Here is a 21,516-nt window from a genome sequence, read left to right as displayed (position 1 = left end):
GGCGACCGAATTGCTCGGATGCGGGAGGATAGATGCGGGGTGGTGGGACGTTGGGCTACCTACACGTTTCTGGTGGTCGGCTTGATCTATGAAAGGAGTGGGGCATGTAGTTCGTGAATGATCCGCTCTTAACGCCGCGCCCATGCATTTTTTGCTCCGTCTCATCCCCACCACGCTCGCCCTTGTCGGGCTTTCCCTGCTCGCCCGGGGGAACGACGCTGCCGTCATCATCAATGAAATCCACTACCACCCGCTGACGGGCGATACGGAGTGGATCGAGCTACATAGCCTGACAGGGGTGGATATCGATCTCTCGGGATGGAAGCTGGCCAATGCGGTGGACTACACGTTTTCCGAAGGGGCTAAAATCCCAGGGCATGGGTTTGTCGTGATCGCCGCGACTCCGAACGCGTTCTCGCTGAACGGGCTCGGCGCGCTCGGGCCTTGGACCGGGGCTCTTAACAACAGCGCCGAGACGATCGAACTGCTGAATCACGACGCGCGGGTAATGGACAGTATTACCTATAGCGACGGCGGCGACTGGCCGAACGCCGCGGATGGCTCGGGGGCAACTCTGGCCCGCCGCAACAGCGAGATCGCTGACCCGAATGCCTCGGGCTGGGCGGCCAGCGCGGACACGGGCGGCACTCCGGGTCGATCGAATTTCGCGGTGGTCGGTCAGGCAGCAACGGTGACGACGGCTTCGGATCTGGACTCGACGTGGAAATATTTCACCGGCACTCCGCCAGCGGGTTGGCAGCAGCCTGCATTCGACGACAGCGCCTGGGGCTCGGGCGCATCCTTGTTTTACACCGGCACGCCCACGCTGGGTGGCGGGACCGACGGACTGGCGGGCTATTGGCCGCTGGATTCCATCAGTGGCGGCACCACCGCAAATCTGGCACCGGGCGGAGCGGCGGCGGGTGTGGCGGGCTTGCCGACGATCGTGAGCGATGGATCGCGGGGAAATGTGATCCAATTCAGCGCGGACGGGCAGCGTGTGAGTGCGGGTAGCGACATCATCCCGCAGATGACACTGACCAATGATTTCAGCTGGTCATTCTGGGCGAACTCCACCCAACAGCCGGGTTCCAATGTCATCATCGGCAACCGCTACTCGCCCGTCGCCAGCACCGACTGGACTCCACGCGAGTTCATCAAATTCACGCCGACGAGCTTTGAGTTCCACCGCGGCGGAGTGGGTGATGACCTCAATTACGCGGACATCGCTGCGAACAGCGGCTGGATACACCACGCGATGGTGAAAACCGGCGCGACGCTGACCTACTACCGCAACGGCGTGGTGGCCGGCACCCACACGATCACGCAGGGGCAGAACCACCCGCAGCCGCTCTATTTCGGTGGTGAGCAGGCTCAGGAATTCTGGACGGGAAAACTCGACGATGTGGCGATCTGGTCGAAAGCGCTAACCGGTGCACAGATCGGTAATTTGACAAGTGGTGCGGCCACACCGCTGAATGTCTCAAGCGCGGGCGCGCTCCACACCGTTTTACCCACAGCGACCACGTATGCCTTCCGCCGGACGTTCAGTTTCACCGGCACCCCCTCCCGCACCGCCCTGACTTTGAAGCTTCTAGCAGAAGACGGTTGCACGGTGTGGCTGAACGGCACGCAGGTTTACACACAGAACAATCCGCCGACCTCGGGTACGGCGGCTGCTAACATTTCCACGGACATTGCAATTCCCAACTCGGCACTGGTGAAGGGCAACAACGTCATCGCGGTGCAGGTGGCGACTTTCGCGAGTGATCCGGACATGGTCTTCGGTGCGCAGCTCACACTGAGTGAAACCGAACCCTCCCCGGCAGATACAGTCGCGGGACTTGTCTTCAACGAAATCAGCGCGGGCGGCGCAGGCTTCAAGCTGGAACTCGCCAACCTCGGCGCGAGCACGCTGAATCTCGCAGGCTACAGCATCCGCAGTTCCACCGGCGCAAGCTACTCGCTCACCGACACGCTCGCCGCAGGCGGCTATCTAACCGTCACAGCGGCGCAACTCGCTTTCACCCCGGTAAAGGACGACAAGCTCTTCCTCATCAAAGCGGGCGGCATCGAGGTGCTGGATGGCCGCAAGGTGACGGGCAAGCTGCGCGGGCTTTCCACCCAGTATCCGGGCAGATGGCTGTTTCCCAGCAGCGCAACATTCGGCACGGCAAATACCTTCGTTTTCAATAACAGCATCGTCATCAATGAAGTGATGTATGAGCAGCGTCCGTTGACGCAATCGCCCTTCGCGGCAGATCCAGAGCAATGGGTGGAACTCCACAACCGCAGCGCATCGCCAGTTGTGCTCACGGGTTGGACTTTCTCCGCAGGCATCAGTTACAGCTTCCCCACCGGCACGACTATTGCGGCCGGGGATTACCTCGTCGTATCTAATAATGCCACCGCGCTTCAGGCGAAATGGCCTGGCGTCGCGGGGAAAATCATCGGGAATTTCAGCAGCAAGATCAAACATGGTGGCGAGCTTCTGCAAATCGCCGACGCCCTCGGCAATCCGGTGAATGAGACTTCGTTAGGCAACAGCGCGCCATGGCCAGCCGCAGCCGGCGGTGGCGGGTCCTCGCTGGAATTGCGCGATCCGCGTGCGGACAACACCCGTCCCGAGGCTTGGGCGGCGAGCAACGAGGCATATCGCGGTTCTTGGCAGACCTACACGTTTCAAACCACCGCCGCTCCTGCGAATGGCAACGACCCGACGACTTGGAACGAGTTCATCTTCGGCCTGCTGGACACGGGCTCGATGATGATCGACGACATCAGCGTCACGCAGGGAAGCACCCAGCTCATTCTCAATGGCGGCTTCAATTCCAACACGACGGGCTGGCGCTGCCTCGGCACCCACAGCCGCGCCAGCGTGGTGAGCGATCCCTTTGGTTCCGGCAACGTGTTGCGTGTGGATGCCACCGGGGCAAGCGAACACATGCACAACCACTGCGAGACGATGCTTCAATCCTCGGGGGCTGAGCACACGATCAATAACAATCTCACCTACACCGTGAGTTTCCGCGCCCGCTGGGTAAGCGGCTCGCCATTGCTCAATACACGCCTCTATTTCGACCGTATCGCACGCACCTCCGTGCTGCCCGTGGCTGCTGGCGGAGGCACTCCCGGTGCTGCCAATACCGCGCGCATTACCAATCTCGGCCCAACCTTCAGCGGCCTCAGCCACTCGCCCGTCGTACCCGCTGCCAACCAAGCCGCAACCGTTAGTGTGACGGCAGGCGATCCGGATAATCTCGGAGCGGTGACACTTTTCTATGCGGTGAATGGTGGTTCGTTTACCAACACCGCGATGACCACCCAAGGCTCAGGCCGCTACACGGCAGCCATCCCCGGACAAGCCGCTGGCGCGAAAGTGCAGTTCTACGTGCAAGCCGCCGACAGCCTCGGTGTGACCGGCACGGCTCCCGCGCTCGGGGTAAATTCGCGGGCGATCATTCCTTGGGACGACGGCCAGGCCCGCCTCACGGTCAATAGCGTGAAGCCTAACAACATCCGCATCGTGATGACCGCCGCGGACACCACCATCCTGCACACGCCCACCAATGTGATGAACAATGACACCATGGGCTGCACCGTGATCTGGAACGAGAGCGAGGCGTATTATGATTGCGGCACCCACCTCCACGGCAGCGAGCGCGGCCGCAATCAGCCGGCGCGCGTGAGCTTCAATCTGCGCTTCCCTACCGACCACCTGCTTCTCGGTGCCGTCGATTCCTGCGTCATTGATCGCGGCGGCTCGGGCAACGAAATCATGATCAAGCGCGCGATCACCCACGCCGGCGGCATCCCCGGCAGCGAGGACGATCTCTGCCGGGTCATCGCGCCACAAAGCGCGCAGACCGGCTCCGCAATTTTCGGACGCCAACGGATCGTCACCGGCGAGTATCTCGACAGCGCCTATGCCAATGGAGGCGACGGCAACCTCTTCAAATACGAACTCATCTATTACCCGACGACGACGACCGGTGTAAACGGCCCGCGCGGGAATCCCCAGAATCTCAAGTATCCTGAACCCGACAACGTCACGTCAGTTCCGCTAACAAGTCTCGGATCGGACAAGGAGGCGTATCGCTGGCATTGGCTCATCTCCAATCACGAGGATGCCGACGACTACAGCGGTCTCACCACCTTCCTAACTGCATTCGGCCGGTCCTCCACGCCAGACGCGCAATATTACACCGATACCAACGCGATGATCGACGTGAGCGAGTGGCTGCGCAGCTTCGCCATCGAGACACTCTTCGGAGTCGCCGACAACTACGGCACAGGATCAACGCACAATTTCTACACGTTCCGGAGACCCTCGGACTCTCGCTGGATTTTCATGCCTTACGACATGGATTACAGTTTCAGCAACGGCACGACTTCCACGATGTTTCCTAACGGCGATCTCGTGAAACTCGTGTCCAATACGGCGAACCTCCGCATGTATTGGGCGCATGTCTATGACATCTGCCAGACGAGTTTCTCCACCGCCTATCTCACAGGTTGGGCAGAGCACTACAGCAACTTCGTTCCCGAGGACCTCACGCAATACATGAGCTATGTGGATGCGCGCCGCACCTACGCACTCGGCAAGCTCAACACCGCGATCCCGTCGGTTCCTTTTGCCATCACCACACCCAGCGGCACCGCGCCGGGTCCTACGGTCCCGATTGCGGGTGATGCCTGGGTGGATGTCGCGCAAATGCGGCTGGCAGGCTCCAGTCTGCCGCTCAACGTGACATGGCTCAGCAGCACGACCTGGCAGACGAATGTGACCATCGCCCAAGGTCCGAATCCAATCACCATCAATGCCTACAATTCCCAAGGCGTTCAGATCGGCACCAGCTCGGTCACGATCACCGGCAACGGCACCATTGTTCCGGCGGATTCGACGAATCTCGTCATCTCCGAAATCATGTATCATCCCGGACCACCGAGCGCCGCCGAACTTTCCGCCGGTTATACGGATCCTGATTTGTTCGAATACGTGGAACTGCAAAACATCAGCCCCACCGCCACCATCTCGCTCGCCAACTGCCAGTTCACCGCAGGCCTCTCGTCGCCGTTGCCAAGCGTCGTTCTATCGCCAGGTGCCCGCGCCCTCGTCGTCGGCAACCAAGCCGCGTTCACCTTACGCTATGGCAGCGGCTTCAACATCCTCGGAGCCTATCAGCCAACAACCTATCTTTCGAACAACGGCGACCATATCATCCTCCTTAACGCGCAGGGCCAGCCCATCCGCGATTTTTCCTACGAGGAAAAGGCACCATGGCCTGACTCGGCAGACGGTGACGGCTTCAGCCTCGTGCTGATTAATCCCGCCGCAAATCCCGACCATTCAAAACCGGTGAACTGGCGCGCCAGTGTCGCTCTCAATGGCAATCCAGGCACCAGTGACAGCACGACTTTCAGCGGCAACGCGCTCGGCGATGACAATGGCGACGGCATCGTGAATCTCCTTCAATACGCACTCGCCGGCACCAACCCGGCCACACTCCCGACATTCACCAGCGAGGCAGGTTTCCTAACTTTCCGTTATAACCGCAATCTCGCCGCGGACGACATCACCTACACCGTGCAACGCACCACGAATCTCGCGACCTGGGCAAACTCGCCAAGCGACGTGATCTATCTGGGCGAGACACACAACGCCGACGGCACTTCCACCTATACGTGGCGCTCCGCTTCTCTCCAATCGGCCAACCCGCGTGAATTCATGCGCTTGAAGGTGGCGAAGTGAGCTTGATTCGTAGGATGTGATGACGATGGAAAGCTGCCGCTTCCGGTCCTGCGCATGATCTGAAAGCTTCTGGATGAAACGGGCAAAGACGTTTCAGAGCGCTGTATTTATCTGTGGGAAAAGCCGTTGCCATAAACACGTAGTGTCTGGCCATCACGATTCCGCGTGCTTTCCGGAAGCCTTTTGCCAGTGTCGGAGGCGTGCCCACTTTCCTCGTCAGTTTCGTTTTGTGCCTCCTTCCGATGCTCGGCATCGCCGCCGATACCAAAGCTCCGAACGACGCCGGCACTTCAAGTCCATCGACCACCCGCATGATTCCCGCCAATGATGCCAAGATTCTCGCCGGACTTTCCCCGCTCAACTGGATTCGCACTGCGAACGCCGTCCATTCCCCCGTCTGCGGCGCATCTATCAGACTCGCCTTCATGGAAACCAAACGCGTCGTCCTCAATCTCGACACCGCCCGTCTCAAGTATCCCTCGCCGGACCGCTTTCCCATCCTCGCATGGAGCGTCAACAAAGGCCCGGTTCAAACCCACCAGCTCGCCGCCGGTGAAACATCCATCATTCTCTCTGAAACCGTCGCCAACCCAGTCATCGACCTTTTCATCAAGGGACTCTCCCCCTTCGAGGACCGTTTCAACGGCGATGTCCCTGCCAATGCCGTCACCCTAACTGGCTTCACCGTTGATCCAAAGTGCCGCATCGTCGCCCCGCCTGCCGCTCCCCTCTGGCTGAATCTCGGCGATTCCATCCTCTCCGGTGATGCCGCCGTTTACACCGCCAATCAAGGCCGTCCCCCTGACGATCGCTGGGCAGCCTCCGATGACGCACGCGCCAGTTATGGTTATCTCCTGGCCAAGCACTACAACTACCGCGAATCCCGCCTCGCTTTCGGTGGCTACGCCTGGTCCGGCGGTGGAGGAAACAATCCCCAGGTCGCCGATCTGGTCGATCAACTCACCAGCACCACTTCCCGCCTCACCGACGGAAAACTCCAGCCGTGCCCCGATGTCATTCTCCTCAACCTCGGTGAAAACGGCGCACCAAAAGCGGAAACGGTCATCGCCGCCCTCGACAAGCTCCGCCAGCGCACCAGCGCCGACACCCGGATTTTCGTCATGATTCCCGTTTCCGGAAAAGCCCGCAACGAAGTCACCGCCGCGGTGAACACCTATCTCGAATCTAGCAAGGATCGCCAAACTTATCTGATCGATCTCGAGACGATCAAATTCGAAACTGCCGACGGCCAACACCCCACCGCCGCCGGCCACCAATCCATTTATCAGGCAGCGATCCCTCACCTTGACCGACTGTTGGGCAAGGCATCCCGCTGAAGGCACTCTCAAATGCGAGCTGCGCGACAAGAACGACAAGCATGTGTCGAAGCGGTGGCTCTTCGACTGAACGAACTAATTTCCCGCCCTCAATCTCTGCAGCATTGAATGGCTTTATGGGGAAGACGGGATTAAAATCCGGACTCGGGCGAATTTCGCGGCGGCGGCGGCGCGCGGGATCACAATAGTAATATCGTCGGCGGCTGTGCCATTTTCGACAACTGTCACAGGCGGGCCGGTGGTCGCTCCAGTGGGCACAATGTAGGTCGCGGCGAACACCTGCAGATCGGTGGAAACATCCACCGCCACGGTGTAACTCTTGGCTGCAACCACGCGCTTGAACTGGAGCACCAGATTTCCAGAAGTATCCACGGTGCTCGTAACAGGGGAAGAACTTGCGCCATTGGCAGGCGAAGTTCCGGTTAGAAATTCAATACCATTCGCCACTCCGTCGTGATCGGGGTCCGCATCAGCAGCCCGGTCCGTCCCGGTGATCGAAGGATAGGCATCCAGCCATGCCTGATAGCCCGTGGAAACAGGTGTCACGGCAGCTTGGCCGGAGTTGGCGCTTTCTCCCCCGGCATTCACCGCGGTCACCACATAGTAATAGTGCGTGCCATTGGTTAGGCCGGTATCCACGAAGCCCGGTGTCGTGACGTTGCCCACGGTCGTGTAAGAGCCGCCGCTGACGGTCGAACGCTTCACGTTGTAGCTCGTCGCACCCACAGAGCCTGTCCAGCTCAGGCTGGCCCCGGCATTGGCCGCCGTCGCCACCAGATTGGCAGGCGCGGAGGAGGGCGTCGGCGCCCCATAGACCGCGAATTGCGAGTAGCCGACCCAGCCGTTTTCCGATGTCGGAGTGGTGAAATCAAATTTCACCGCCGCCACGTTCGTGGCCAATATGCCGTTTGCCGGAGTCAGAGTGGCCCGCGTCGTGGATTGCACCCCTCCCGGGTTGGTCGGGTTGTAATTCACCGCTCCTAACGAAACGAACGTCGTCGGCGTCGCCACCTTCGAATAGGAAACGGTGTAGGCCTGTTGGTCGCGTCCGGCATCGCTCCAGCCGCCATAGACCATGATCTTCGTCAGCGTGTGGCCGGTGACGCTGGCGGGAAGCGTGTAAACCGCCGACGAACCGGCTCCGTTGCCATTTCCGCAGCTCAGATAGTTGATGCTGTTATCTCCACCACCTGTCGGGTTGATCGCCAGAGTACGCGGCGTTGTCAAGGCGGTGATGGCCTTGCCATTTGAGTTGAGGCTGAAATTTCCCGCCGAAGTGGAAGGAGCCATTCCGCCGATCAAACTGTTGTCCGCGATGAGTTTCCAACTCGGGAGGAAGGTCGTGTTTCCGCCCAGGCCTGTCTGCGCGGCCATGGAGGTGATCACGTTGGCCACGGCCGCGGGCGCGGCGGTCACCGTGAGTGCCGCGGGTGCGCTGGTTGCCGAGCCTTGGGCGTTGGTTCCCTTGAGCTGATAGGACGCACTGTCGCCGATTTGCAGGTTCGTTAGAGTCAATGTCTGGCTCAGCGCTCCGCCAATATCACTCGGAACGCCGCCAACGACCTTCTGCCACTGATAGGACAAGTTGGCAGCTCCGGCGATGGAAGCGGTGAAAGTCACCTGGCCGCCCACTACGTCCCTCGCCGTTGCGGGCGTGGTCTGCATCGTGACCGCCGGCGAAAACGGGGTGCCGAACACCGAGATCTCCGTGTAGCCGCAATAGCCGTTCTCTGGTGCCGGCGTGGTGAAATCGAACTTGAGCGCGGCAACGCTGCTGGCGAGCGGAGCACTGGTGGCGGAAGTCAGAGTGGACCGCGTCGCGGACTGGACACCACCGGGATTCGACGGGTTGTAATCGACGACCGCGAGTTGAATAAAGGTCGTTGGCGCGGACACCGTGGAATACGAAACCGTGTAGGCCTGTTGGTCGCGGCCAGCGTCACACCAGCCGCCATGGACCACGATACTGGAAAGATCGTAGCCGGTGACGGCGGTCCCGAGGTTGTAGGTCACGGACTGACCGGCGCTTCCGCCGGCAGTGACTTGGGAGGCTGAAGCTCCTCCGGAGGCGTAAATGAGCCGTCCCGCGCCGCCATCGGTTAGAACGTTGGTGCTTTGGGTGAAACTCCCGCTTCCCACACTGGTGGGCACCTTGGTGGAGATCAGGTTGCCTTGGTGCGGAATCCACGATGGAGAGAAGTCCGCAATCGCTGCGCCCAGTCCTGTTTGGGCCGCGTAGGCGTTGATGACGTTGCTGACGGCGGCCGGAGGGCTATTGACCGTGAGCTGACTCACGCTGCTGACGGAGACCCCAGCCGAACTGGATGCCTGGAGCCGATATGACCCGGCATCGCCTAACTGCAGGTTGGCAAGATTCAAGGCGGGAGTGGTCGCCCCGGGCACATCAAACACCTGCCCGTTCACGATCTTTTGCCACTGATAGGTGATAGAAAGAGGACTGGTGAAGGCGGCCACGAACGAGACATCGCTCGCCACCACATCCACCGCCGTGGCAGGCGAGGAGTTTACCACCAGCTTGGGACCTTGATTGGTCGAGAGCGGCGGATTGAAGCTGAGATTGTCGATGAAGACGGTGTTGTCCCCGCCGTTGAGATTGGTTCCCACGAAGGAGAGCGTGTGGAATCCGGCCGTGGCCGTGAACGTCGCCGTCTGCGCCGTGTAAGTGGTGGCACCGGCGATGTTGCTCTTGATCACGTTGCCGTCGATGGCAACGTCCCAAGTCTCGCCGCCGTTTTGCACCGTGGAGCGTTGCGCCGCCGAGTAGCTGATCGTGTAGCTGGTGCCCGGCGTGAACCCGGCAATCGTCTGCGCGAAACTGCCGAACTGCTGCACGAAAGCCGCCTGCGAACCTTCCGGCGCATTGGGGTTGGAGAACACGCTGCCGTTGGCCACGATGCCGGAGCCGCTCGCTCCGGTACCGCTGAAGGTCCAGGCCGCTCCGGAAGTACGATAGTTGTAGTTTCCGTTTCCAATGCCGGGAGTCTCGAACCCGAGGTTCAAGTTCACGTTTGCCACCACGAAATTGATCGGAACGGAATCGGCGACACTGCCATTGTTGAACAACACGCGCGCATAGGCGCTGTGCTTGCCCCCGGTGGCGTTCCCCCAGGCACAGGTGTAAGGCGCGCTGGAGATCTGGCCGATCATGGCATTATCAACAAAGTATTGGACGCCGTTGATAAGATTGCCATTTGCGGCCACGGTCGCGGTTAGGCTGACCGGCGCGCTGGCCCCGAAAGCGGAGTTGTCCCCGGGACTGGTTATGGCCACCGCGGCGGCGACGGGTTGGATCGGCAGGACCAGGCTGACATAGTCGATGAACACGGTGCGGTCTCCCCCTGATAGATTCGTCCCGACAAAGGACAGCGTCTGGGTTGCCGCCGAAGCGACAAAGTTTGCCTTGTAGGCGGTGAAAGAAGTGCCTCCCGCGCCGTTGGATTGGATGACCGTGTTATTGATCTTCACGTTCCAGGTCTGGCCACCCTGGTTCCCCGGCCGCTGGGCGGCAAAGTAACTCAAGGTGTAGGTTTTGCCCGGCGTGAAACCCGAAAGTGACTGGGTGATCGTGCCGAAACTCTGGACAAACGAAGTCTGTGTCCCGTGCGGGGCATTGGGATTATTGAAGCCGCTGCCGTTGCCGGCGAGTCCGGAGCCATTCCCGCCCGATCCGCTGAAGGTCCAGGAGCCACCCGAGGGATTGTATTGATAGCTTCCCGAACCGGTCCCGATGTTAGGGGTTTCAAAGCTGAAATTGGGAATCGCCGGTGTCGCAGCGCTGATTTGCACATCATCGATGAAGATCGTGTTGTCACCACCGTTGAGATTGGTGCCGACGAAGGACAAGCTGTGGAACGCCGCCGTCGCGGTGAAGGTGGCGGTCTGGACCGCATAGCTGTTGGAAACAAGGGTGTTGGCTTTGATCACGTTGCCGTCGATGACGGTGTTCCAGGTTTGACTATTCCCCCCGCGTTGCGCGGCCACGTATGTGATGGTGTAGGAAATTCCCGGCGTGAAACCACCGAAGGTTTGTAGCAGCGAGCCATTCCGTTGGATAAATGCCGCTTGCACACCTTCCGGGGCATTCGGGGCGGAGAACGCGCTTCCGTTAGAGATGATGCCAGCTTCGCCGTTGAAGGTCCAACCGCCACCGCCGGTGGGATTGTAGCGGTGGCCGCTGCCAAGGACCGGGGATTCGAAACCACCCGCCACCGCGAGCGCCAGCACCTTGGCTTCCGCGGAGTTGTTGCTTTCGCCATTCGCGTTGACCGCCGTGACGACGTAGTAATAGGTCACACCATGGATCAGGCCGGCATCGGTGTATTTGCCGGCGGTCGTGCTCGCCACGGTGGTGTACGGCCCGCCTTGGACCGTTGAGCGTTTCAAGTTGTATGAAACCGTCCCGTAGGTTTCAGACCATTCGAGGTTGACCCGCAAGCTGCTGTCCAAAGTGGCGGTCAAGGCCGTCGGCACCGGTGCATAAAGTTGGTTCACGGCAATCACCACGCGCCGCTTCGTCTCCGACAGCGACGGGTTGTTCGTGTTGGTGATGTTCATGAAAACTTCGAATTGCGCCTGATAAAGGGCCGGATTTGCCGCCAGCGCGTAATAGTCCAGCAGCGAGTTGTTCGCCACGCGGACCACGCCGGTATTGTCCACGGTGAAGGTGGTGCCGGTGTTTCCGCCGGTGATGGTATAGACCAGCGGGCTGCCATTGGGATTGGTCGCCGGCACCGTGCCCACCACGGTATTGTTAGGCGCGCGCTCGTTTACGCTTAGGCGGGTCGGCAAGCGGGCTCCCGCCACACTTCCTGAAATGGAGTAGTAGCCGAGGCTCGCGTAGCTCGAAAATCCGTTGGTCACGGGATCGTTTTTCCCAGTCCCGGTGACGCGGAAAGTATAGGTTCCCGCCGCCAGGTTTGAGGTGATGGTGGAAGACACGTCGTTCTGCACATTGGTCGTCGAGATGACCGTGTCCGTCGCATCCGCCAGCGTCGCCATGGTCGCGAGGTCTCCCCAGTCCCCCGGGGCCACCGGATCAACTGTCAGGCTGACCGCGCCGCCTGTGGTGGTGAATTGAAAGGCATCCGTGTCCGCAGTCCGCTCGATGACTCCTTCGGCAAACACCGTGTTGTCATTGTTGATGTCCAGATAGCGCGAGGCAGCCAGCGTTGCTCCCGTGTCATCGATCCGGTAAGCCACGTTATTGTTAGTCGTCGTGATGGTCTGCAATTCGTCCTGCGGCTGGTTGGCATTCTGATATTCCCCTTTGGCCCAAGTGGTCAGAGCCTGGTAATACCCGACCCCCATGATGGGCGCCCAGCCAACCTCACCGCCGCCTTGGCCGCCATAATACTCGCCGCCTCCGGTCTGGCCCTGGTGAGCCAGACCCAGCGTGTGCCCTACTTCATGCGCCCCTACTTCAGCGGCCGCCTTGCCAACGTTGTAAACCGACCAGCAAACCGTGTCGTTGCCCCAGTTCCACGAGCCGAAATACGCGACACCGGCGGGAGTGATCGGAGTGGTGGTATAACAGCAGCGCTGCCGGCTCGCCGCCGGGGCCGCCAGGAACACTTTGATATCCGTCGTGACGTTGATGTTGAAACCCATGTAGTCTTCCGCAATCCGTTTCCAGATGTCCTTGATGGTGTCGTTGCTCACATCAGGCCGGGTGTAATTGACGCCGCCCCAACTCGCCGTGTAACCGCCCGCGAAATCTAGCAGCATCACCCCTTGCGCGCCCGGATAGCTCTGCAAGGAAACAATCCCGGCATTGTAGCTCGGAACGTAATCCGGTACTTCATCGGGACGTAAAGGAACGATCTCCTCCGCATCCTTTTCCTCTGCCTCGGCCTGCTCCTTGGCGAGCAAATCCGGATCTGCTTCCGCCATCGACAAGCAGACGACTTCGTCCAGTCGCCGCTGCCACAATTCCGGGTCGCCGTCGGGTCCCGTCGGCTCAACTCGATAGGCGGTCTTGCTTTCCGGAAACTCCACCACTCCGACCGCTTTGCCTGCTTTACCACCTTCCGGGGGCGTCAGGAAAAAAAACTTCCCCTTTTCGGGCGCTGTTAGCTCGCCGGACACGTAAGAGACCCCGGCATCGTTGAAATTAATCATATGCACGTTGCCCACGGCCATAACCCCGTTGGTAAGTTCAAAGGTGACCGGATCGCCGTCCTTCGCCTTTAGGAAGCTCTGGATATAGCCGACATCCCATTTGCGTTTTGATTTGCCGGGCTCGATCAATCCGCCGGCATAAGGATTTACTGCTAGATCCATCTCCCGGGGAGCCTTCGGATTGAGAGTTGAGGCGGCGACGGAAGAAACCGGTGCCCCGGCGGAGTCTTTTGCCTCCGCAGCCTCGGTCGCGTTGGCAGCCGTCGGCCCGGTCGCTGCGACAGGGGTTGAGAAGGATGACCCGCGGACCGGCGACGGTTCTTGGCCCCAAAACAGAAACAACGCCCCTACACAAAACACCGCAAAAATAACGGAAGCCAAAAGCACCCGGCGGGAGACAAAGGGACGGAAAGGCATGGGGTGGTTGATTGGGGCTTGATGGGAAACACCGCTGCAAGGCTGGAGGAAGCGCGCCGATCAATCCGGGAAATCGGAGCACAAGCTGTCAACGATCCGGTCATCCATTGGCGGCCGGCAGGGTTTCAAGGTTGGGTTTGGATCTTTCCCGCGCGGACAACCCACTGGAAATAGATCGCCGATCAGTAGATAGAATGGCGCGCTGCACGGAAGCCCGGAACAAACGACGGGCTCTCTTCTTAGATCGGAAAAATGGTTCCGGGTAGCTGCCTGTTTATGGAGGGTTTAACGAAGAATAGGAACGAAGCGGACAGGGCGGGCCTGACTGTGTCCGGTTCAGCCAGCGAACATTTCATTTCCATCCTTTGCTTCTTTTGACCGTCACATCCGACGGAAGGCCCTGCCTCACGCATCCCTCTTCCTCAGGGAATTCCTTCAGATTTCCTAAAAAATAAGAATTGGAATAATTCTTGATATCATCTGCCGCGGACCTACTTTGCCGCCGCGATGGTCACACAAAACCCCGAATTTCCCGCCGAAATGGAGATCCCTGATGAGATCGCCGGCCTGCGAATGACGCGCCAGCGCCAGGAAGTTTACCGCATCCTGATGCAGGAGCGGAACCACCCGACCGCCAATGACGTCTTCATGCGGGTCAAGGACCGCCTGCCGAACATCTCGCTGGCGACCGTTTACAACTGCCTCGAAGCGCTCGTCCAGCACGGCATCATCCGGCAGGTGAATTTCGAGCGCGAGTCCTCGCGCTACTGCTCGAATCTCCAGGAGCACGGCCATTTCCACGACCAGTCCACCGGCGTCATCCACGATGTCGGTTTCAAGCCCGGCATCAACCTCGCGGAAGTTCTCGAACTACCACCGGGCGCAATGATCGATGACATCGAAATCATCCTGCGCGGCAAAATTGCCACTGCCTGATCCCTCTGAATCCCTACTTTTCCAAAATATGAGCCTGCAAATCACCAACCTCCACGCCACTCTCGAAGATGGCACCGAAATCCTCAAAGGCGTCAACCTCGAGATCCCGAAGGGCGAAGTCCACGCGATCATGGGACCTAACGGCTCCGGCAAGTCCACGCTCTCGAAGGTGATCGCCGGTCACGAAAGCTACATCGTCACCGCCGGCTCGGTAACGCAGGACGGTGAGGAAATCCTCGGCAAGGGCATCGACGAACGCTCGCGCGGCGGCATTTTCCTCGCGTTCCAATATCCATCGGAAGTTCCCGGCGTTTCGAACGCCAACTTCATCCGTGCCGCGCTGCAAGCCCGCTTGCCGAAGGGACAGGAAATCGATGCGGTCGCCTACTACAAGAACCTCTATTCGAAAATGGACCACCTCGAAATGGACCGGAAATTCACCGCCCGCGCTGTGAACGAAGGTTTCTCCGGCGGTGAGAAAAAGCGCAACGAGATCCTCCAGATGATGATGCTCGAGCCCGAATACTGCATCCTCGATGAAACCGATTCCGGCCTCGATATCGATGCGCTCAAGATCGTCGCCAAAGGCGTCAACGCGATGCGCTCGCCCAATCGCGGGATCCTCCTCATCACCCACTATCAGCGCCTGCTCGACTACATCAAGCCGGACCACGTCCATGTGATGGCCGAAGGCAAAATCGTCCGCTCCGGCGGTCCGGAACTTGCTCTGGAACTTGAAAAAGACGGCTACGAGTTCCTCAAGGAGCCCGCCCTCGCCTGAGACCGATCCTTCTCTAACTTCTCAAAGACCATGTCCTACGACACCACAGACGTTCTCGATACGGAAACCCGCGAGGCGATCGACATTGATCGCACCAAGGGCGATTTCACGTTCCCGGAACGCAACAAATTCGACGCCGGACGTGGTCTCACTTCCGCGACGGTCGACTACATTTCCGACGTAAAAAACGATCCCGACTGGGTTCGTGAATTCCGTCACAAGGCGCTGAAAGTTTTCCAAGACAAGCCGATGCCTACGAACTGGGCGACGAAGGATCTTGAGAACATCGATTTCGACGTCATACGCTATTATCTATCCGACGGTGAGAAGCCAAAGCGTTCGTGGGACGATGTGCCTGCCGACGTTTTGGAAACCTTCGAGCGCCTCGGCATTCCCCAACAGGAGCGCGCGTTCCTCGCCGGTGTCGAAGCCCAGTTCGACTCGGAAGCCGCGTATTCCAACGTGAAGGAAGAACTCACGAAACAAGGCGTCATCTTTTGCAACTCCACCGAAGGCTTGAAAGAGCACGAGGAAATTTTCCGCCCGTGGTTCGGCAAGGTGATCCCTACCGGCGATAACAAATTTTCAGCTCTCAACTCCGCCGTGTTTTCCGGTGGCTCGTTCATCTACATTCCGAAAGGGCTGAAACTGAAGCAACCGCTGCAGGCCTATTTCCGCATCAACTCGGAAAATTTCGGCCAGTTCGAACGCACGCTCATCATCGCCGACGAAGGTTCCGAGCTGATGTACATGGAAGGTTGCACGGCTCCGAAATTCGAAACCGCCACGCTGCACTCCGCCGTTGTCGAGCTCGTCGCACTCAAGGGGGCGAAGATCCAATACGTGACCGTGCAAAACTGGTCGTCCAACGTGTTCAACCTCGTCACCAAGCGCGGCATCGCGATGGAAGATGCGGAAGTCCGGTGGATCGATTGCAACATCGGCTCACGTCTCACGATGAAATATCCCGGCGTCATCATGAAGGGCAAGCGCGCCCGTGGTGAGGTCATTTCCATCGCCCTCGCCAACACCGGACAGCATCAGGACACCGGCGCAAAGATGATTCACGCGGCCGACGACACGACTTCCAACGTCGTTTCGAAATCGATATCCGTTGGCGAAGGTCGTTCGACCTATCGCGGCCAGGTCCACATTCCGAAGCATCTCAAGGGTTGTAAAAACAACACCGAATGCGATGCGCTGCTCATCAACAGCCACAGCCGCACGGACACCTATCCGGCGATCACGGTCAAAGGCAACCGCCACGCCACTCAACACGAAGCATCTGTTAGCCAGGTGTCCGACGACATGCTCTTCTACATGCAACAGCGCGGCCTCAACGAAGGCCAGGCGATGTCGCTCGCCGTCAATGGCTTCATCAACGACCTCGTCCGCGAGTTCCCGATGGAATACTCCGTCGAGCTCAAGCGCCTCATCGATCTGGAAATGGAAGGCAGCGTCGGCTGATGCCCGCGCCCGAATTGACCTAACACCCACTTTGCATTTTTCCCATGCCCGCCGTGCTCGAACAAACATCCTCCCTTCTCGAATCCGCTCCGGAAACGCCCGCCTATCTTCCCGCTTGGTTCGCCAAACGCCAGCAGTCGGCGTGGCAACGTTTCCTCGCCACCCCCGCTCCGAAGCGGGGTGATGAAACCTGGCGTTTCTCCAGCATCAAACAGCTCGATTTCTCCGGCTTCCAAAAGGCTCCGGCATCAGGCGTGAACGAACTCATTGAGCGATCCACCGGCCTTGAATCCCCTGCCGCGAAACTCATCTTTGTGAACGACGAACTCGTCCACGTGGAATCGCATCTGCCGGAAGGCGTGATCTGCTTGCCGCTCGCCGAAGCCCTCGTTTCCCACAGTGATCTGGTGCAGGCGCATTTCATGAAACAGGAAACGCGTCTCGGCTCCGCCAAGTTCGCCGCACTGCATGAGGCATCTCTAACAAACGGCTTGTTCGTCCACGTTTCCGACAAGCTTGAAGTCGAAGGCACCATCGAAGTCCACCACTGGATCGCCGGTGAAAACACCGTCATCTTCCCGCACACGCTCATCGTCACCGGCAAGAGCTCGAAAGTCCGCGTCGTCGATATTTTCCGCTCGGCGGACAATTCACAACCGGGCCTCGCCATCGCCTTCAACGACCTCTCCGCCGGACAAAATTCGAAGCTCGATTACGTCGCCATCCAAGCTTTCAACGAGCAAACCCGCGTCATCCAGATCAACGAGACCGCCACGCTCCGCGATGCCTCGGCCATCGGATTCATCCTCAACACCGGCGCTTCTTGGGCTCGCAACGAATCGCTTTCCCGCCTCGAAGGCCCCGGTTCGCGTTCCGACATGCTCTCCGTCAGCATCCCGGCTCACGAGCAGGAATACGACCAACGCACCTTCCAGCACCACGTTTCCGAAGGTGCATACTCGGATCTGTTGTACAAGAATTCCCTCTACGACGACGCTCGCACGATCTTCTCCGGGCTCATCTTCGTCGATGAAGGCGCGCACCACACCGACGCCTATCAGACCTGCCGCAATCTCCTGATGAGCGACACCTGCGAGGCGAATTCCATGCCCGGTCTCGAGATCAACGCCGATCAGGTGAAGTGCTCGCACGGCAGCACTTCCTCCCAGATCAGCGACGAGGAAATCTTCTACCTCTGCGCCCGCGGAATCGCTCCCGGCCAAGCCCGCCAGCTCATCGCCCGCGGATTCTCGGTGGACGTGCTCGAGCGCCTGAAAAATGATGAGGTCGAAGCCCTCGTCCTGAAATTCATCGACGACAAATTCGACCACATCGCCTCGCGCGGCGCTTGATGGCGGATTTCTTCGCCATTGCGAAGCGGCGCTCGTTTCATTAGGCTCCTTCGCAATGGCCAATCCCCACGACCATCCGACCGCGCTCAAGGATCTTCAGGATTCGATTTATCGGGACAAGGTCCTGCGTGCGAGAAACCTGACTCCGGAACAGCGCTTCGAGGGGGGCTTGGAGCATACGAACTTCGTCATGCGCCTCATGCTTGACGGGGCGATGCAACAAAACGGCATCACCGACATTCGCGAGGGTTGGGCCGAAGTCCGCCGCCGGATGGAAAGGCTCTGCCGCGCCCGTGATCATCAATTCTACACCTTCCAAGCTCCGGCATGATCACCGTCGAGCACCTCGCCAATCTGGCGATCTCAGCCTGTGAGGCAACCGACGCGCCCTACATGCTGACGGGCGCGCTTGCTTACAATTATTACGCGATCCCACGTTCGACCAAGGACGTTGATATCGTGGTGAACATCACCGAACCCGGCACGATGGAACGCATCATCCAAGTGTTGGAGCCTCAAATCATCTTCAGCCCGCAGGTTCAGTTCGACACAATCACCTGGGGCAGACGCCACATCGGGCGGCCTCCTGAAGATACCGGATTGAGTGTCGAGCTTTTCGAACTTTTTGAAGATCCATTCGTCTCCGCCCAGTTCGAGAGGCGGAAGCGATTTTTCTCACAGGCGCTTGATCGCGAAGTCTGGCTTCCCTCCGCAGAAGACATTGTCACCCAAAAAATCCGCTGGGGCCGCTCCAAGGATCTCGACGACGCCCGCGACGTGCTCGCCGTCCAAGGCCCGGAGACGCTCGACATGACTTATATCAGAAATTGGTGCGCCACCCACGGCACCACGCAGCGTTTGGAAACGATCCTTGAAAGCCTGCCGCCACTTTAGCGGAGAACATGACTCAAGGAGTGGGGCTGTGAAATGCCTCTTGGATCCCTGCGCGCTTCTTTGGGTTTGCGATACCTACGCGATCGCGTAGGTATCCCCGGACGCTGAAATTGGTTAAGCCATCCTGAAATTCGGGAACTCCTCGGCGTTTTCGGATTCAATTTCCTCGATCCCGCAAAACCGTGAAGGCGACTTATTCCAAACTGATCCCACTGTGCCTCATGGTGTTGTGTGGATTCTGCATGGCAGAAGATTCCGTCAAAACGGCGGGACTTGAGCTGGAGGTTGAGTCTGAAGCAACTTCGGAAGGTGATCCGGCTCCGAAGGCCAGTGGCAAAACCTCTGCTTCCGAGATATCCGCCTATTTCGATGAGATTTTCGGAAAATTTGGCCAGTGGCTCGCCTACACGCTCTCGGACGACCGCCCGATTGAATCCGGAAACTTGAGTTCGTCCGAGGGTTTCCTGAGTGGCGATCGAGCGGCCTTTCTGGGAAGTCAGCCCCTCGACAAAGGCTCGGAACCCTTGGTCGGGATTGACGAAACCGGAAATTTCGCTCAGCCGCCCGCCGATTGGAACCCTCCGGAAGGCTATCAAGGACCCCGGATCGAAATCAAATCCCGCATCAACAAAGGTCCGAACGCGGAAGGCGCTATTGACGAATCTCTTTTTCGCCACTCCAAAGCAGCGATTGATCGGTATTTTGCCGCGAACGTCCTCCGAACTCACAAAATTCCAGCAAACGGATCCAGCCGCTCTGAAACACAGCGTTCGAAAACGTCGATGACAGCATTCAATTCCCTTTCGGCTTCGGATACAACGACTGCATCCTTCGCGATTCAGGCAGTGCCGGAACCGTCATCGATCCTGCTTTGTGGCTTCGCTACGACGATGTTCGTCTGGTGCCGTCGTCGTCCGGATTTGAAGTGAGTTTCTGAATGCGGACTGTCTGTCCCGGAATCACCGGCCGAGAACAACGGGCATCATTATGTTAGGGAAGGGGAACCTTCTCATCTGCACGATTGCGGATCCCCGGCTTTTGCGGTAATTCCTCCGCAACAACGGATGCTACCGACTCATCACCATTCCCATTCCTTGATCCGGTCAGTTCCCATCCTCCTGCTTCTTGGCGCATCGGTTCGGGGAAATGATGATCCCCACCTGAGTTTCGCATTGGGTGTGCTGGCGGAAACGCGTGGAAATGCGGAAGAAGCTTCGAGGTTTTTCGAATTAGCACGGCTTGCGGATCCCCAGGCGATGCCACTTGTCAGCCGTTCTGTTAGACTGCGGATGGCAGCAGGAGACCGCTCCGGTGCGGTAAAGCTCTATCGAGATCTCGCGGCGGCACGGCCGGACGATCTCGGAGTCCAGCTGACTTATACCGATTTCCTGGATCAACAGAGCAATGGCGACACGCTGGCTTTGAAGCTTTCCAACGACACACTCGAAGCCGCACTGGCAAAGTATCCCGGCCACCCGGAAATCATCCGACGGCTTTTCCAGCACGCGCAATCAAACGGAGACAAGGTCCGTCAGGTGGAATTGTTGGAGATGCTTTCGCCGAACGATCCCGAATCCGTTCTGCTCTATACGTCCCTGTCGCGGGGGATGTTCGAGGCGGAGGATGCGGCAGCTCGGGAAAAAGTGGACCAACGGTTTCTAACTTCCTTCGAAGCGCATCCCGAGATTCCTCAGCTCGCCCGTGCGGCGTCCGACCATTTCCGCGACACCGATCGTCCGGATCAGGCGATCGACATTTTGAAACGCCATGTCGAAGCGGCACCCTCTTCGTTGGAAATTCGGACTCGGTTAGGCGTTCTCTATTTCACGGCGAAGCGCGATACCGAAGGCGAGGCGGCGCTCAAGGAAGTTTTGGAAATCAACCCGCAACAGGCACTCGCCCATCAGTCGCTGGCGAAATTCTATCGACTCCGCAACCAGCCGGACCTCGCCCGGTATCATGCCGGCGAATTGTTGAAAATCCGTGGTGGCCCGCCGGCGGACTTCATCAAACTCGCGGACGAATGGCTGGCGGCGAACGATCCCAAGCAGGCGAGAATTTTGCTAGAGAAGGCCGTTTTCGATCATCCGGAAAACCGGGAGCTGGTGGAAAAACTCGCCGTCGCCACCCGCCGTGATCCGGAGACACGCGAACAGGCGGCCCGGCTTTTCCGCGAGGCGGAGGCCGCCAAACCCGTCGATGCCAAGACCGATCCCGCATTTCTGATGGAGTCCGCCGAAGCGCTGATCGCCGAGGGACAGAGCAGATCCGCCGAAGAGCGCTTGCGGACCGCGATCCGGGCCTACCCGGCCGATGCGAAGAAGGAAACCGCCGCCGCACTCCGCCGGTTGGCTTTGCTTTGGGAAACGGAGAACCGGAATGCCGATGCCGCGAAGGCACTCCGCCAGCGTGCGGATGCGCTTGATCGTTAAGATTTGCTAA

At 59.1% G+C, this 21,516-nt stretch carries 11 protein-coding genes; 10 read left to right on the top strand and 1 reads right to left on the bottom strand.

What is annotated here, in order from left to right:
• Positions 1–142 precede the first annotated feature (142 nt).
• Together ABIQ96_RS20020 and ABIQ96_RS20015 are read left to right on the top strand one after the other, a co-directional pair.
• Entirely contained in the window at positions 143–5,752 is a 5,610-nt protein-coding gene (locus ABIQ96_RS20020) for a lamin tail domain-containing protein (RefSeq protein WP_348216416.1), read from the top strand.
• Positions 5,753–5,952: 200 nt separating this feature from the next.
• Positions 5,953–7,089 (top strand): SGNH/GDSL hydrolase family protein, encoded by a 1,137-nt coding sequence (locus ABIQ96_RS20015; protein WP_348216415.1) that lies wholly within the window; start codon positions 5,953–5,955, stop codon positions 7,087–7,089.
• A gap of 114 nt (positions 7,090–7,203) precedes the next feature.
• On the opposite strand, the gene ABIQ96_RS20010 is transcribed toward ABIQ96_RS20015, so the two are convergent.
• Positions 7,204–13,644: a DUF642 domain-containing protein gene (locus ABIQ96_RS20010; RefSeq protein WP_348216414.1), complete on the bottom strand. Its 6,441-nt coding sequence runs from the start codon at positions 13,642–13,644 to the stop codon at positions 7,204–7,206.
• A gap of 540 nt (positions 13,645–14,184) precedes the next feature.
• On the opposite strand from ABIQ96_RS20010, the gene ABIQ96_RS20005 reads away from it, so the two are divergent.
• From ABIQ96_RS20005 to ABIQ96_RS19970, 8 genes are all read left to right on the top strand, one after another.
• Entirely contained in the window at positions 14,185–14,580 is a 396-nt protein-coding gene (locus tag ABIQ96_RS20005; RefSeq protein WP_348216413.1) for a Fur family transcriptional regulator, read from the top strand.
• Between the two features lie 28 nt (positions 14,581–14,608).
• A complete protein-coding gene (gene sufC / locus ABIQ96_RS20000) occupies positions 14,609–15,361 on the top strand; it encodes a Fe-S cluster assembly ATPase SufC (protein ID WP_348216412.1) in 753 nt (250 codons plus the stop codon).
• A gap of 30 nt (positions 15,362–15,391) precedes the next feature.
• Positions 15,392–16,828, top strand: a complete 1,437-nt coding sequence (gene sufB / locus ABIQ96_RS19995; RefSeq protein WP_348216411.1) for a Fe-S cluster assembly protein SufB — start codon at positions 15,392–15,394, stop codon at positions 16,826–16,828.
• A gap of 44 nt (positions 16,829–16,872) precedes the next feature.
• Positions 16,873–18,180, top strand: a complete 1,308-nt coding sequence (locus ABIQ96_RS19990; RefSeq protein ID WP_348216410.1) for a SufD family Fe-S cluster assembly protein — start codon at positions 16,873–16,875, stop codon at positions 18,178–18,180.
• Between the two features lie 55 nt (positions 18,181–18,235).
• The gene (locus ABIQ96_RS19985; RefSeq protein ID WP_348216409.1) at positions 18,236–18,511 is read left to right on the top strand and encodes a hypothetical protein; all 276 of its coding nucleotides are present in this window, start codon (positions 18,236–18,238) and stop codon (positions 18,509–18,511) included.
• Complete coding sequence (locus ABIQ96_RS19980; RefSeq protein WP_348216408.1) at positions 18,508–19,074, top strand: hypothetical protein; 567 nt, start codon at positions 18,508–18,510, stop codon at positions 19,072–19,074. Before ABIQ96_RS19985 ends, ABIQ96_RS19980 begins: the two co-directional genes overlap by 4 nt.
• Positions 19,075–19,316: 242 nt before the next feature.
• Positions 19,317–20,003, top strand: a complete 687-nt coding sequence (locus tag ABIQ96_RS19975) for a PEP-CTERM sorting domain-containing protein (RefSeq protein ID WP_348216407.1) — start codon at positions 19,317–19,319, stop codon at positions 20,001–20,003.
• A gap of 327 nt (positions 20,004–20,330) precedes the next feature.
• Positions 20,331–21,506, top strand: a complete 1,176-nt coding sequence (locus tag ABIQ96_RS19970) for a tetratricopeptide repeat protein (RefSeq protein ID WP_348216406.1) — start codon at positions 20,331–20,333, stop codon at positions 21,504–21,506.
• The last annotated feature ends 10 nt before the right edge of the window (positions 21,507–21,516 follow it).

This window comes from Luteolibacter sp., from assembly GCF_039920825.1.
Classification (GTDB): domain Bacteria; phylum Verrucomicrobiota; class Verrucomicrobiia; order Verrucomicrobiales; family Akkermansiaceae; genus Luteolibacter.
The sequence above is the reverse complement of the archived record's forward strand: the minus strand, read 5'-3'. Positions and strand labels throughout refer to the sequence as shown.